Below are 12,999 nucleotides of genomic sequence, written 5' to 3'. Positions count from 1 at the left end.
GCAGCCGCCAGGGCTTGCCATGGCGCACAAGGGCCTCCAGTCGGGGGATGGCCCTCATTGTGACCAAGCCCTCAGACGAAGGCGATCACGCCAAGGTCACGTTTCATCCGACCAATCCACTTCAGAAGGCTCGTAGTGCGCCAAAAATCACGTTTTATCCGCTAGATGATCGGATCTCTCCGTCGTACCTGAGCAGGTCGCCGGGGCGTCCGAGGCGCTGGCCGCGCCAGCGCCCGCGATGGCCGACGAGCAGCCACGCCGGCGGAAGGCGGCGGGCCGTTCAGGACGGCTCGCCGCCACCGTGGGTTTCCCCGGCCGGGCGTCAGACTCGCGTCGAGGTGGAGGCGTACCCGCCGCCGCCGGGGTAGACCCACTCGCCGGTGAGCGTGGTGCCCTCGGCGTCGAAGGTGCCCGCGTAGTAGGCCGGGCCGCCCTTGGCCCCGGCCCAGATGGTCAGCCGGTCGCCGTCCAGCTCGTAGACGTAGTCGAAGGTGTTGCCCGCCGAGTCGTAGTAGCGGGACACCACGTCCGCCCCGGCCGGCTCGCCGAACGGGCGCAGGTTGCCGATCACCTCGATGCCGGTGACCGGCTCGCCGAACTGGGCGAGCTCGACGTGCTGGACGAGGAAGAACCGGCCGGGCAGCCACTCGTAGCGCACGGTCCCCTCGGCGCCGCCGGTGACCTTCCAGGTGCCGACCAGCCGGTCCAGGGCCTTCAGCTCGGGGCTGGGCTGCGGGGTCTCGATCATGTCGTCCTCCTCTGCGGGTTGTCTCACCGGTACCTCGGAGCCCCCTGCCGGGCTTTGACACGAGATCGCTGTGACGTGAATCACCCTCGATCGGCGTCAAGAAGGCCGGTCCGGGTCCGAGGTAGCGAGCGGGAAACCCACCGACAAAGGAGGACGTTCATGACCACCACCACCGCCACCGGCGTCCCCGTCCGCAGGAGCGCCCGGACGTCCGGACGCCTGCTGCTGGCCGGGGCGCTGGCCGGGCCGATCTTCTTCGCCTCGGCCACCACGCAGATGCTCACCCGTGAGGGCTTCGACCTCACCCGGCACCCCATCAGCCAGCTGTCCACCGGCGACCTGGGGTGGATCCAGATCCTCACCTTCGTCCTCGCCGGGACGGGGGCGCTGGCGCTGGCCGTCGGCATCAGGCGCACGCTCACCGAAGGGATCGGGCGGCGGGCGCTGCCGATCCTGGTGGGCGTGTTCGGCGCGGGGCTGGTGGCGGCCGGGGTCTTCACCATGGACCCCGAGAAGGGCTTCCCGGCGGGGACCCCTGAGGGGCCGGTCGCGCAGGTGTCCTGGCACGGCGTCGCGCACTCGGCCGCCGCCGCCGTGGCCTTCACCGCGCTGGCCGTCGCGGCCGTCGTGATGAGCGTCCGGTGCGCCCGCCGCCGGCCGGCGCCGCCCGCCGTGCCGGGCGCCGTGCTGAGCGCCGTCGCCGCGCTGGTGCTCCTCGTGCCGATGTCGCCCGACCGCATGAGCGTCCAGATCGCCGTGAACGGCCTGGTCGCCTTCACCTGGACGACCGTCCTCGCGGTGTCGCTGCGGCGCGCCGTCTGAGGCGAACGTAGAATCGGCTGCCACGATCGAGGGATTCACCATGAAATACCTGCTGCTCGGCTACACCCCGGCCGCCGCGTGGGACGCCGCCACCGCCGATGTCCCCTCCGAGGAGGCGCTGGCCGCCTTCGCGACCTACCAGAAGCTGGAGCAGGAGCTGATCGCCTCCGGCGAGTTCGTCGGCAGCGAGGGCCTGGGACACCCGGCGGTCAGCACCACCGTCCACCGCGACGGTGACGAGGTGGTCGCCACCGACGGTCCCTTCGCCGAGCTCAAGGAGGTCCTGGCCAGCTTCGCCGTGATCGACGTGACCGGCAAGGAGCGGGCCGTCGAGATCGCCGCGCGCATCGTCGAGGCGCTCGGCGAACCGATCGAGATCCGCCCGATCATGGGTGCGGACTTCGGGGCGTGAACCGCGAGCTGGAGCACCTGCTGCGCACGGAGGCGCCGCAGGTGCTCGGCGCGCTGGTCCGCCGCTTCGGCCGGTTCGACATCGCCGAGGACGCGGTGCAGGAGGCGCTGCTGACCGCCGGGCGTACCTGGCCGGTCGAGGGCGTGCCGGAGAACCCACGCAGCTGGCTGATCCGCGTCGGATACCGGCGCATGGTGGACCTGCTCCGCTCCGACCAGGCCCGCCACCGCCGCGAGCTGCGGGCCGGCGTGGCCGACCTGGCCATGCGGGAACCCGGGCGCCGGGCGAACCCCGCGGCCGAGAGCGACGACAGCCTGACCCTGCTGCTGCTGTGCTGCCATCCCGCGCTCGACCCCACCTCCCAGGTGGCGCTCACGCTGCGCGCGGTCGGCGGCCTGACCACCGCCGAGATCGCGCACGCCCACGGCACGACCGAGCCCACCATGGGCGCCCGGATCAGCCGCGCCAAACAACGGCTGGCCCGCGCCGGAGCCCGCTTCACACCGCCCACCGACGCCGACCGCGACAGCCGCATGAGCGCTGTGATGCGGGTGCTCTATCTGATCTTCAACGAGGGCTACACCGCCACCGCCGGCGACCGGCTCGCTCGGGTCGACCTGACCCGCGAGGCCATCCGGCTGACCCGCATGCTGCACGCCACGCTCGGCGACGACGCCGAGGTGACCGGCCTGCTGGCGCTGATGCTGCTCACCGAGTCCAGGCGCGCGGCCCGTACGGACGGCGGCGACCTGGTCCCCCTGGACGAGCAGGACCGCACCCGGTGGGACCGCGACGCGATCGACGAGGGCACCGCGCTCATCGACGGCGTCTGGAACCGCGGCCGGACGGGCCCCTACCAGCTCCAGGCCGCGATCGCCGCCGTGCACTCCGCGGCCGCCGCGCCCGACCGGACCGACTGGGCCCAGATCGCCATGCTGTACCTGTGGCTGGAACGGCTCACCCCCACCGCGCCGGTCCAGCTCAGCCGGGTGGTGGCGGTGGCCCACGCCTACGGACCGGCCCGCGGCCTGGCGCTCCTGGACGACCTCAACCGCCGCCACCACCTGGACCGGCACCCGCTCACCAGGCAACGGGAGCACGCCGTCCGCGCCCACCTGCTCCAGATGACCGGCGACACCACGCGGGCCGCCGCGCTCTACCGGCAGGCCGCCGGCCTGACGGCGAACCAGGTCGAGCAGCGCTACCTGCTCGGCAAGGCCGGCGATCTCAGCTGACCGGCCCCGGTACCGACGCCATGGGCGGATCGCCGGGGTGACACCCGCCGTAGCGGAACGAACCTTTCCGCCTGTCCCTCTACGGTGAGGGCGAACGCACCGAGGAGGAATTCGTGATCGAACTGTCGTGGCCGCAGGTCAGCGCGCGCCGTCTGGAGCGGGCGCACCTGGCCGCTCCCGCCGCCGACAAGGGCCAGGCCGCCGTCGTGGCCGCCATGTGCGGGGCGCACGCCCAGGTCATGTCGGCGGCCGAGCTCTCGATCGGCCTGCGGCTCGACGGCGTCACCCGCGCCCACGTACGCGAGGCGTTGTGGGACGAGGGGACCCTGGTCAAGACGCACGGGCCGCGCGGAACCGTGCACCTGCTGCCGGCGGACGACCTGCCCATGTGGCTGGGCGCCCTGTCGTCGCTGCCCCCGGGGCCCGGCGGGGCCGAGGGGGTCCGGCTGACGGCGGAGCAGACCGACCAGGTCGTCCAGGCCGTCCGCGACGTGCTGGCCGGGGCCGACATGACGATCGACGAGCTGAGCGACGCGGTCGTGGCGGCCACCGGGCCGTGGGCGGGCGACCTGGTCATGCCCGCGTTCCAGGGCATGTGGCCGCGCTGGCGGCAGGCGATGCACACCGCGGCGCACCGCGGGGCGTTCGTGTTCGGGCCGGTCAGAGGGCGCAAGGTCACCTATCGCGCCGCGCCGGCCGCGCCCGTGCCGCCGGACGCTCGGGCGGGCCTGGTCAGGGCCTATCTGGCCGCGTACGGGCCGGCCACTCCGGCGCAGTTCGCCCAGTGGGTCGGCGCGACGGTGCGGTGGGCGGCCGAGGCGTTCGCGACGGTGGAGACCGAGGAGGTGTCGTTCGACGGGCGTCCGGCCCGGGTGCTGGCGGGGGACACGACGGTGCCGGACGGGCCGCCGCGCGGCGTGCGCCTGCTGCCGTACTTCGACGCCTACCTGATCGCGGGCCGGCCGCGCGAGCTGCTCTACCCCGGCCCGGCCTGGCAGCGGGCGTTGTCCGGCGGGCAGGCGGGCACCTTCCCCGTGCTGCTGGTGGACGGCGAGGTGCGCGGGGTCTGGCACCAGCGGCGCTCCGGCAGCCGGATCGACGTCACGGTCGAACTGCTGTCCGGCCTGACCGCCGCCCAGCGCGGCGAGCTCGACGAGCAGGTGGAACGGGTGGGGGAGATCCTGGAGGGCAGGCCGCGCCTGACCCTCGGCCCGGTCACGGTGGGCGCGCACGCCTGAGTTCGGGGAACGCACCTGGCTGGACAAAGCGTCCGAATTGGACATAACATCCGGGCGTGACGAACACGGATGAGCGCGTGCGGCTGTGGTCGCCGGTGTGCGAGGCGGTGGCCGCGCTGCTGGCCCCGTACGCCGAGGTGGTCCTGCACGACGTCCGCGGCGACCGGGTCCTGGGCGTGTGGAACCCGATGTCCGGGCGCGGCCCCGGCGCCCCGTCGCTGCTCGGCGAGCTCGACCGGCTCGACCCCTCGCCCAACGGCGTCTACGGGCCCTACGAGAAGCTGCTGGCCGACGGGCGGCGGCTGTCGTCGGTGAGCGCCGTGCTGCGCGACCCCGGCGGCGAGCCGTCCGCCGTGCTCTGCGTGAACCTCGACCGCACCCCGCTGGAGCAGGCCGCGGCGCTGCTGGCCGCGTTCGCCGCGCCGTCGGCGCCGCGTCCGGAGGCGCTGTTCGAGCAGGACTGGACCGAGCGCGTGCAGCAGATCGTCGGCGCCTACGTCCGCGAGCACGGCCGGCCGGTGGAGCGGCTGACCCGCGAGGATCGCCTCGCCGTGCTGGCCGAGCTGGACCAGGCCGGGGTCTTCACCGTCCGGCGGGCGCCGTCCGTCGTCGCGGGGGCGTTGCGGACGTCCCGCTCCACCCTCTACGCCCTGCTCGCCGAGCTCAGGAGGAGCCGACCGTGACCCCGCTTCCCGACTTCCGGCTGGAGGTCTACTTCTCCCGCTGGGAGTTCACCGCCCGCCACCACCTGGCCGCCTCCGACGCGCAGACCATGACCATGGCCGAGTTGCTCGCCCTGGCCGGCGACGACGACAGGCACGCCTGGGAGACGCTGTCCCTCGGCTACACCGAGACCTTCGGCGACCCGGGGCTGCGTCAGGCCGTCGCGGACACCTACGAGCGCGTCGGCGCGGACGACGTGGTCGTCTTCGCGGGCGCCCAGGAAGCCCTGTACCTGGCCATGCAGGTGCTGCTCGGCCCCGGCGACCACGCCGTGGTGGTCACGCCGTGCTACCAGTCCGCCGAGACGGTGCCGATGGCGTTGTGCGAGGTCACCGGCGTCGCGCTCGACCCGGCCCGCGACTGGGCGCTCGACCTCGACGCCGTGGAGGCCGCGATCCGGCCGAACACCCGCGTGGTGTCGGTCAACTTCCCCAACAACCCGACGGGCAAGGTCATCGGCGCGGCCGACCTCGCCCGGCTGGCCGCGCTGTGCGAGGAGCGCGGCATCCACCTGTTCAGCGACGAGGTCTACCGCGGCCTGGAGCTCGACCCCGCCCGTACGCTGCCGCAGGCCGCCGACCTGTCACCGGGGGCGCTCTCGCTGAACGTCACCTCCAAGTCCCTCGGCATGCCAGGCCTGCGCATCGGCTGGATCGCCTGCCGCGACCGCGAGCTGCGCGCCCGCCTCGAACGCGCCAAGCACTACACGACCATCTGCAACTCCGCGCCCAGCGAGCTCCTCGCCCGCATCGCGATCAAGGCACGGGACCGCATCCTGGAGCGCAACCGCGGGATCATCGCCGCCAACCTGCCGCGCTTCGAGGCGTTCTTCGGCGAGTTCGGCGACCTGTTCGAGTGGCGGGCGCCCGACGGCGGCTGCGTCACCTTCCCCCGCTACCTGGGGCCGGACGGCGTCGAGGCGTTCTGCGCCGAGCTGGTCGAACAGGCCGGCGTGCTGCTGCTGCCCGCGGGCGTCTACCGCTCGGAGCTCACGTCCACGCCGGACGACCGGTTCCGCCTCGGCGTGGGCCGCGCCGACCCCGGGCCGGGCCTGGAAGCCTGGGCGTCCTTCCTCAAGGGGCGCTGACCGGCCCGGCGTGCGGGCCGGTCCGCTCGACGGCGGCCTGCACGCCGTCGAGCAGCACGGTGAGCCCGACCGTGAACGCCTCGTTCACCTGGTGTTCCAGGTACGGCTCGCCCTCGCCGGGGACGCTGCCCTCGCTCTCGATCCAGGCCACCATGGGGAAGCGGGCCGCGAAGCCCGGCGCGACCTCCTCCAGCAGCTGGGAACGGGTGTGCCACCACTCCTCGTCCGACACGCCGGTGGCCGACGGGGCCTGCCGGGACTCGGCGACCGTCCGGGCCGCGCCGCGGACGAAGTCGAACAGCAGCGACACCACGCCGCGCAGCGCGGGCGGGCGCAGGCCGGTCTCGCGCAGGATCGCGACCAGGCTCTCCAGCAGCGCGAACTCGTTGGGGCCCAGCACCGGACGGGCCTGCGACACCTGGAGCACCCAGGGATGGCGCTGGTAGAAGTGCCACAGGTGCCCGGCCCACGCGGTGACCGCCGCCCGCCAGCCCCCGGCCAGGTCGTGGGCGGTGGGCAGCTCGCCCAGGGCCTTGTCGTACATGAGGTCCACCAGCTCGCCCTTGCTGGGGACGTAGGTGTAGAGGGCCATGCCCGTGCGGCCGAGCCGTTCGCCGACCTTGCGCATGGACAGCGCGGCCATGCCCTCGGCGTCGGCGACGGCGATGGCGGCGTCGACGATCAGGTCCACGCTCAGGCCCGGCTTGGGACCGGGACGCGACTCGCCCGGCTCCTCGGTCCGCCACAACAACGCCATCGAACGGCGCGCGTCCCCCTGCCCGGCGAAGACGACCACAGTACGACTCTCCTCTGCCCGATCTCTTTACGGCAGAAGATATCAGCGCTCCGAGTGGTAGGGCGGGGGCGTGCGTCGATCCCGGCGCCCCGCGGGGGCGCCGGGATCGAGGTGGGTGAGGGCGTCAGCCCCCGACGCCGACCCCCGCGCCGGGGCCGTAGCCGTGGCCGATCCAGTTGCCGTTGCCGCTGCCCGGCCAGTTGTGACGGCCGTGGTCGTGCTTCCAGCCCCAGCCGTCGTCATCGTCGTCGTGCCCGTGCTCGTCGCCCTTGCAGGCGTCGGCGTCACGGGTGCCGGCGAACCGGCCGTACTTCGTGACGTGGTGGTACGTGGAGTCGTCGTTCGTTCCGAGGCTGCAGTTGTCCGGGTGCCAGTGCCTCTCGTCGGACCAGGCGTCCGCGGCGGCCACGCCGGCCATGCTGAACACCGCGGCCGCGACGAGCAGTGCACCGCCGGCGGCGATGAGGTTACCTCTCATGAGCTCCCCCTGTAATCACGAAGTGACATCGGCCATCACTATACGTAGCGATCTTGGACGCCCTCCGCAGCGCCACACCCGGTTTCCCCCAACAGCGGGCCCCCTACCAGCAAACTCCCGGACACCGGCAACCCCGGCCTGGCAAGGGCGCACGGGCCTTCCGCACGGCGTTCCGGCACGAGCGCACGCCGGGCGCGCGACGCCTCCGAGTCAGCCGTTCTCCGGAACGAGCAGCACCTCGGCCCCCATCGGCAGATAGCCCGCGGCCAGGAAGGCCCGTACGCTCGCGGCGTTGCCCGGCGCGATCTGCGCCCACAGCGGGCCGGGCGTCAGGTGCCTGGCCGCCGCGGCCAGCGACCTGCCGAGCCCGCGCCCGCGGTGCTCGGGCTCCACCTCGACGGCCGCCTCCCAGCGGCCCGCCACGCCGCGGCCCAGCGTGACCAGGCCGGCGCCGTCGGCGGTGACCCACACGCGCACGGCGTCCCGGTAGCGGCGGGCCCGGACGACGCGCGGATGGTCGCCGGCGGTGAGCTCCTCCAGCGGGAGCGGGGGCGGCCCGGGGGCGGGGGCGGCCAGCGCGAGCAGGTCGAGGTTGCCGGTCCGCCTGCCGGTCGCGGCCTCCATCGCCGTCAGGAACGCCGGCATGAGCGGCGCCGACAGGTCGCCGGCGGGCAGCAGGGCGTGCACCCGAGCCGGATCGACGTCGGCGAAGACCACCGTGTGGGCGGTGAAGGCGATGATCCCCGCGTCGCGCTCCGACGGCTGGGGGAGGACGGTCACGCTGCCGTCGGGGGCGGGCGGGCGGCCCGCCGCCGCGTCCGAGAGAAGGTCGGCCAAGGTCTCCATGCCCACATTCCAGCAGACCGGATTCGCAGCGGAACGATCAGCCCGAGGGCGCGCCCCCGTCCGCCGCGGACCGTACGGCGGCCAGGTAGGCGTGGATGGCGTCCCGGTTGCGGGACAGGCAGTCGATGCGCTGCTGGATGCGGCCCGCCTCCGCCCGCAGCAGCTCGGCCAGTTCGGGCGTCAGGCACTCCGGATGCAGGTGGATCTCGTCGGGCTTGTTGAGGAACGGCAGGATGCGGCGGATGATCTCCGTGGTGAGCCCGGAGTCGAGCAGGCCGCGGATCTGCTGGACCCGGTACACCGCCGACTCGGGATAGTCCCGGTAGCCGTTGACGGCGCGGTCGGGGTGCAGCAGGTCCTGCTCCTCGTAGTAACGCAGCATGCGCGTCGGCACGCCCGTACGCTGGGACAACTGTCCGATCTTCATGCTTCCCTCGGAGGATTTGCCTTCACACTGATGTGAAGGTTTCAGCATAGGCGGCATGTCTCCTGCGAAACTCCCGTGGGCGGGGCTGCTCGCGCTGTTCACGGCGGCGTTCACGGCCGTCATGACCGAACTCCTCCCGGCGGGCCTGCTGCCGCAGCTCTCCGCCGCCCTCGGCGTGCCGGAGGGGACGGCCGGGTTCCTCGTGACCGCCTACGCGGTCGCCTCCTTCCTGGCCGCGATCCCGCTCACCGCGTTGCTGCGCGGGCTGCCCAGGCGGCAGGTGCTGGTGGCCGCGCTGCTCGGGTTCGCGCTGCTCAACGCGGTCACGGCGGTGTCGTCGTGGTACGCGGTGACGTTCGCGGCGCGGGTCGGCGCGGGGGCGATGGGCGGCATCCTGTGGGCCATGCTCGTCGGGTACGCCGCCCGCATGGTCCCCGCCGAGCGCCGCGGCAGGGCCATCGCGATCGTCTCGGCCGGGATCACGGTGGCACTGTGCGCGGGCATCCCGGCCGGGACGCAGCTCGCGGCGGCCGTCGGATGGCGGGCGGCGTTCGGGTCGCTGTCGGCGGTGGCGGTGGTCCTGGTGGGCTGGGTCCTGTGGAAGGTGCCACCCTTCCCCGGGGAGCCGGCGGCGCGGCGGGTGCCGTTGCGGCGGGTCGCGGTCGTGCCCGGCGTCAGGACCGTGTTGTCGGTGACGGCGCTGGTGCTGCTGGGGCACCAGGCGATGTACACGTACCTGGCGCTGTTCGCCGAGCAGGCCGGGTTCGGCAGGCCGGGGACCGTGCTGCTGGTGTTCGGCGTGGCCACGGTGGCGGGCATCTGGGTGGTCGGCGCGGTGATCGACAGGCGCCCGCGGGCGACCCTGCTGGCGGTGCTGGCCGCGGTGGCCGCGTCCATGACGGCCCTCGGTCTGTACGCCGGGTCCGCCGGGGTGCTGCTGGGCGCGGTCGCGTTGTGGGGCGCGGCGTTCGGGGGAGCGCCGACGCTGCTGCAGACCGCGCTGGTCATCGCCTCGGGGCCGGAGAACGCCGACGTGGCCACGTCGATGCAGACCACCGTCTACAACGCGGGCATCGCGGCCGGGTCGCTCACCGGCGGGCTGGTGCTGGAGGGCGCGGGGGCGGGCGCGCTGCCGTGGACCGCGCTCCCGGTGGCGCTCGCCGCCCTCGCGGTCGTGGCCGCCGCCCGCCGGCACGCCTTCCCGGCCCCTGGCGGCACGGCCCCCGGTGACCCTGTCGCCGGAAGCAGGGCCGCTGGAACAGGCGACGCTAGAAGCCGTGCCTCGACAGCGGCGGCACCAGCTCCCGCTCCTCGTACGACAGGTGGGACAGCAGCGCGTCGCTGAGCAGGTCGACGGCGGCGCGCAGGTCGCCCAGCCCGCCGGGCTCGCCGACGAAGGCGACCAGCGTCCGGTCCACCCGTTCGATGATCTTGTGGATCGCCTCGTGCTCCTCCTGCAGCCGGTCCAGGACGGGCGCGAGCCCCGGCTCGGCGCGGCGCAGCTTCGGGAAGACCATGCTGTCCTCCCCGGTGTGGTGCATGGTGACGAGCCTGCAGTACGACTCGCAGTACGCCCCCAGCGTCCAGTTGTTCTGCCGCATCGTCATGGTCGCGATCTGCGAACGGGCCGCGCCCGCGTCGATCGTGCCCGCGGCCACCTGCTCGACGAGGTCGCGCAGCTGGGCCAGCTCGGCGCGCAGGTGGTCGTGCACGTCCACGAGGTGCTGCCCGGCGGCCTGCTCCGCCGGGGTGTACCGGCGGCCGGGGTCGGGGTCGGGCGCGGTGGGCCTGGTGGCCTCGTCCCAGACCTGGATCGCGGCGCGGGTCCCGGCGTGGTTGGCCGGTTCCGGCGACTGTCCGCGTCCGGCGGCGACCAGCTCCCGTACGGCCGGGGCGGTCTCGGCGGCGAAGCGCTCGATCTCGCGCGGATCGCCGGACATGAGGATGAAGACGCTCACCCCGTGGACGAGCGCGAGCTCGGCGAGCTGCGCGGCGGGCAGCGGACCGCCCAGGTTGAGCAGCCGCCGCACGTCGGACGGCGACCGCCCGGCCTCCAGCGCGGCCTCGTCGATGACGGCGTTGCCCTCGCCCAGGGCGGCGACGTCCTGGAAGCGGGGGAGCGAGGGCAGCCAGCCGTCGGCCAGCCGCCCGGTGAGCCGGAGCATGCGCGGCTTGTACGCCCCGAGCCAGATCCCGATGTCGTGGGCCGGTCGCGGGCCGCGCTTGAGCCCGTCCACCCGGTAGTGCTCGCCGCGGTGGTGGATGCCGCCGCGCGTGCCGGTGTCCCAGACCGCGCGGATGATCCCGATGCCCTCCTCCAGCGCGGCCACGGCCTCGGACGGGGTGTGCCGGGGGCCGCCCATGGCCTCGATGGCGTCCCAGTAGCCGCCCGCGCCGAGCGCCAGCTCGAACCGCCCGTGGCTGAGCAGGTCGAGACTGGCCGCCGCCTGGGCGAGCACGGCCGGCGGGCGCAGCGGCAGCGGGTGCACGTTGCCGGCCAGCCGGATGCGCTCGGTGCGCGCGGCGACGAAGCTGAGCAGCGTCCAGGTGTCGAGGAGGGCGGGCTGGTAGGGGTGGTCCTGGAAGGTCACCAGGTCCAGCCCGGCGCGCTCGGCGAGCTGGGCGAGGGCCACGACCTCGTCCGCCTGCCCGGCGGCCGGGACGAGGTTGGCGCTGAACTGCAGGTCGTGACCGTAGTCGGGCATGAGGCTCACCCATTGGTTTGTTGTACGAACTGTTGGTGTCGCGAAGTAAATTTAGTTCGTACCGCCAACTACTGTCAATTACACTGGTCGCATGGTCGCCACCGAAGCCCCGGGTCTGAGCCTCACCGAGGCGCTCGTCCGCCTGGCGCACCTGGTCGAGCAGGTCTACGGCGAGGTCAGCAGGGAGCACGACCTGACCCCGCAGCAGGCCCAGCTCCTGTGCCTGCTGGTCGGCGGGCCCATCGGGATGACCGGCCTGACCCGAGCGCTGCACCTGGAGAAGTCGAGCCTGACCGGGCTCGTCGACCGCGCCGAGAAACGCGGGCTGGTGGCCCGGGTGCGCGACGCGCGTGACCGCCGCGCCTGCCTGATCGAGCTGACCCCGGCGGGCGCGGAGATCGCGGTGCGCGCCCACGACGGGGTGGCGGCCCGCCTGGAGACGCTGGCCGCCGGCCTGCCCGCGAGCCACCGCGACCTGCTGGCCGCGGCCATCGGGGAGATCCTAACCGAGGACACCGCCCGCACCGGCCGCACCTGGGGCCGCCTGGAGCCCGGCCGCTGAACGGCCGCTGGTCAGGGGAGCGTCAGGGGGTAGGGAAGACCTCCGCCAAGAACGACGTCAACGCCGCCGTCACCTCTTCGGGGCGTTCGAGGGGCGCCAGGTGGCCGGTCTCGGGCAGGTCGAGGCGGCGCGCGCCCGGAATGCCCGCTGCCAGGATGTCCGACACCTCCTGGATGCCCGGCACGTCCGACAAGCCGTTGATCACCAGCGTGGGCGCGGCGACCTCGCGCAGCCGCCCCGCGGCCGGCGGGGACAGGAACCGCTCCGACGACCTGGGCCCGGTCCAGGACCGCTGGAACACCAGGGCACACATCTCCACCGCCGCCTCCCACACCGCGCCGGGCAGCGCGTCGCGGCTGCGGCCGGGCCCGGCGACCTGCCAGGCCGTGTGCGCCTCCGCCATCGCCCGCACGTCACCCGGATCGACGCCGGTCGCCCCGCCCTCGCGGTAGCGGGCCAGCCGGTCGGCGGGCACCGAGGTGTGCACGCGTTCGCGGGCCTGCGCCAGCATCTCCGGCGGCCACTGATGTCCGGCCAGGCCGGAGCCGACCAACGCCAGGGCCGCCACCCGGCCGGGCGCGGCCAGGGCGGCCTCCATGGCGTACGCGCCGCCCATCGAGCAGCCGACCAGCGCCGCCCGCCCGACCTCCAGCGTGTCCATCAGCTCCAGCAGGTCTTCGTGGTGGCACACCTCGCCCTCGGCGTCGCCGGACCCGCCGTGGCCGCGCCGGTCGTAGCGGATCACCCGATGACGCCGCGACAGCGCCGCGAACTGGTGCTCCCACATGCGCCGATCGGCCACCCCGGCATGGACCAGCACGACGGCGTCGCCCGACGCGGGCCCGGCCTGGTCATAGGCGATCGTCATCCCCGCAACCTACTCCCGCGGGGGTGCGGGAGAAGGTCGCGTTCGCCACGGG

General features: G+C 73.9%; 15 protein-coding genes. 8 read left to right on the top strand and 7 right to left on the bottom strand.

Annotated features, from left to right (window positions below; all coding sequences use genetic code 11):
• Window positions 1–322: 322 nt before the first annotated feature.
• Window positions 323–748: a hypothetical protein gene (locus tag ACIBK9_RS15085; RefSeq protein WP_397158451.1), complete on the bottom strand. Its 426-nt coding sequence runs from the start codon at window positions 746–748 to the stop codon at window positions 323–325.
• 159 nt (window positions 749–907) lie between these two features.
• On the opposite strand from ACIBK9_RS15085, the gene ACIBK9_RS15080 reads away from it, so the two are divergent.
• The 6 genes from ACIBK9_RS15080 (at window position 908) to ACIBK9_RS15055 (ending at window position 6,265) form a co-directional block, all read left to right on the top strand.
• Window positions 908–1,570, top strand: coding sequence for a DUF998 domain-containing protein (locus ACIBK9_RS15080; RefSeq protein ID WP_397158449.1), 663 nt, complete (start codon window positions 908–910; stop codon window positions 1,568–1,570).
• 40 nt (window positions 1,571–1,610) lie between these two features.
• Window positions 1,611–1,982: a YciI family protein gene (locus ACIBK9_RS15075; protein ID WP_397158447.1), complete on the top strand. Its 372-nt coding sequence runs from the start codon at window positions 1,611–1,613 to the stop codon at window positions 1,980–1,982.
• Window positions 1,979–3,217: an RNA polymerase sigma factor gene (locus tag ACIBK9_RS15070; RefSeq protein ID WP_397158445.1), complete on the top strand. Its 1,239-nt coding sequence runs from the start codon at window positions 1,979–1,981 to the stop codon at window positions 3,215–3,217. Before ACIBK9_RS15075 ends, ACIBK9_RS15070 begins: the two co-directional genes overlap by 4 nt.
• 113 nt (window positions 3,218–3,330) lie before the next feature.
• Complete coding sequence (locus tag ACIBK9_RS15065) at window positions 3,331–4,455, top strand: winged helix DNA-binding domain-containing protein (protein WP_397158443.1); 1,125 nt, start codon at window positions 3,331–3,333, stop codon at window positions 4,453–4,455.
• Window positions 4,456–4,511: 56 nt separating this feature from the next.
• Window positions 4,512–5,138: a transcriptional regulator gene (locus ACIBK9_RS15060; RefSeq protein ID WP_397158441.1), complete on the top strand. Its 627-nt coding sequence runs from the start codon at window positions 4,512–4,514 to the stop codon at window positions 5,136–5,138.
• Window positions 5,135–6,265 carry an aminotransferase class I/II-fold pyridoxal phosphate-dependent enzyme gene (locus ACIBK9_RS15055; RefSeq protein WP_397158439.1) on the top strand — a complete coding sequence of 377 codons (1,131 nt, stop codon included), beginning with the start codon at window positions 5,135–5,137 and terminating at the stop codon, window positions 6,263–6,265. Before ACIBK9_RS15060 ends, ACIBK9_RS15055 begins: the two co-directional genes overlap by 4 nt.
• Here the strand turns inward: ACIBK9_RS15055 and ACIBK9_RS15050 are convergent.
• From ACIBK9_RS15050 to ACIBK9_RS15035, 4 genes are all read right to left on the bottom strand, one after another.
• The gene (locus ACIBK9_RS15050; protein WP_397158437.1) at window positions 6,252–7,061 is read right to left on the bottom strand and encodes a TetR/AcrR family transcriptional regulator C-terminal domain-containing protein; all 810 of its coding nucleotides are present in this window, start codon (window positions 7,059–7,061) and stop codon (window positions 6,252–6,254) included. The two genes, ACIBK9_RS15055 and ACIBK9_RS15050, sit on opposite strands and share 14 nt — an antisense overlap.
• 124 nt (window positions 7,062–7,185) lie before the next feature.
• Window positions 7,186–7,539, bottom strand: coding sequence for a hypothetical protein (locus ACIBK9_RS15045; RefSeq protein ID WP_397158435.1), 354 nt, complete (start codon window positions 7,537–7,539; stop codon window positions 7,186–7,188).
• A 210-nt stretch (window positions 7,540–7,749) separates the two neighbouring features.
• Entirely contained in the window at window positions 7,750–8,385 is a 636-nt protein-coding gene (locus ACIBK9_RS15040) for a GNAT family N-acetyltransferase (protein ID WP_397158433.1), read from the bottom strand.
• Window positions 8,386–8,422: 37 nt separating this feature from the next.
• A complete protein-coding gene (locus tag ACIBK9_RS15035) occupies window positions 8,423–8,812 on the bottom strand; it encodes a MerR family transcriptional regulator (protein WP_397158431.1) in 390 nt (129 codons plus the stop codon).
• 55 nt (window positions 8,813–8,867) lie between these two features.
• On the opposite strand from ACIBK9_RS15035, the gene ACIBK9_RS15030 reads away from it, so the two are divergent.
• Entirely contained in the window at window positions 8,868–10,157 is a 1,290-nt protein-coding gene (locus ACIBK9_RS15030) for an MFS transporter (RefSeq protein ID WP_397158429.1), read from the top strand.
• On the opposite strand, the gene ACIBK9_RS15025 is transcribed toward ACIBK9_RS15030, so the two are convergent.
• The gene (locus ACIBK9_RS15025; protein ID WP_397158427.1) at window positions 10,081–11,517 is read right to left on the bottom strand and encodes an LLM class flavin-dependent oxidoreductase; all 1,437 of its coding nucleotides are present in this window, start codon (window positions 11,515–11,517) and stop codon (window positions 10,081–10,083) included. The genes ACIBK9_RS15030 and ACIBK9_RS15025 overlap by 77 nt on opposite strands.
• 91 nt (window positions 11,518–11,608) lie before the next feature.
• Here ACIBK9_RS15025 and ACIBK9_RS15020 point away from each other — a divergent pair, with 91 nt between their 5' ends.
• Window positions 11,609–12,079, top strand: coding sequence for a MarR family winged helix-turn-helix transcriptional regulator (locus tag ACIBK9_RS15020; RefSeq protein WP_397158425.1), 471 nt, complete (start codon window positions 11,609–11,611; stop codon window positions 12,077–12,079).
• A 22-nt stretch (window positions 12,080–12,101) separates the two neighbouring features.
• On the opposite strand, the gene ACIBK9_RS15015 is transcribed toward ACIBK9_RS15020, so the two are convergent.
• Window positions 12,102–12,947 carry an alpha/beta fold hydrolase gene (locus ACIBK9_RS15015; protein ID WP_397158423.1) on the bottom strand — a complete coding sequence of 282 codons (846 nt, stop codon included), beginning with the start codon at window positions 12,945–12,947 and terminating at the stop codon, window positions 12,102–12,104.
• Between the last annotated feature and the right edge of the window lie 52 nt (window positions 12,948–12,999).

It is taken from the genome of Nonomuraea sp. NPDC050227 (assembly GCF_044459705.1).
Lineage (GTDB): Bacteria > Actinomycetota > Actinomycetes > Streptosporangiales > Streptosporangiaceae > Nonomuraea.
The sequence above is the reverse complement of the archived record's forward strand: the minus strand, read 5'-3'. Positions and strand labels throughout refer to the sequence as shown.

Excerpts from the sequence above, each read along its gene's own strand:
- ACIBK9_RS15015 (WP_397158423.1), bottom strand. The coding sequence starts at position 12,947 with ATGACGATCGCCTATGACCAGGCCGGGCCCGCGTCGGGCGACGCCGTC.
- ACIBK9_RS15025 (WP_397158427.1), bottom strand. The coding sequence starts at position 11,517 with ATGCCCGACTACGGTCACGACCTGCAGTTCAGCGCCAACCTCGTCCCG.
- ACIBK9_RS15045 (WP_397158435.1), bottom strand. The coding sequence starts at position 7,539 with ATGAGAGGTAACCTCATCGCCGCCGGCGGTGCACTGCTCGTCGCGGCC.
- ACIBK9_RS15030 (WP_397158429.1), top strand. The coding sequence starts at position 8,868 with ATGTCTCCTGCGAAACTCCCGTGGGCGGGGCTGCTCGCGCTGTTCACG.
- ACIBK9_RS15035 (WP_397158431.1), bottom strand. The coding sequence starts at position 8,812 with ATGAAGATCGGACAGTTGTCCCAGCGTACGGGCGTGCCGACGCGCATG.
- ACIBK9_RS15040 (WP_397158433.1), bottom strand. The coding sequence starts at position 8,385 with ATGGAGACCTTGGCCGACCTTCTCTCGGACGCGGCGGCGGGCCGCCCG.
- ACIBK9_RS15080 (WP_397158449.1), top strand. The coding sequence starts at position 908 with ATGACCACCACCACCGCCACCGGCGTCCCCGTCCGCAGGAGCGCCCGG.
- ACIBK9_RS15075 (WP_397158447.1), top strand. The coding sequence starts at position 1,611 with ATGAAATACCTGCTGCTCGGCTACACCCCGGCCGCCGCGTGGGACGCC.
- ACIBK9_RS15085 (WP_397158451.1), bottom strand. The coding sequence starts at position 748 with ATGATCGAGACCCCGCAGCCCAGCCCCGAGCTGAAGGCCCTGGACCGG.
- ACIBK9_RS15020 (WP_397158425.1), top strand. The coding sequence starts at position 11,609 with ATGGTCGCCACCGAAGCCCCGGGTCTGAGCCTCACCGAGGCGCTCGTC.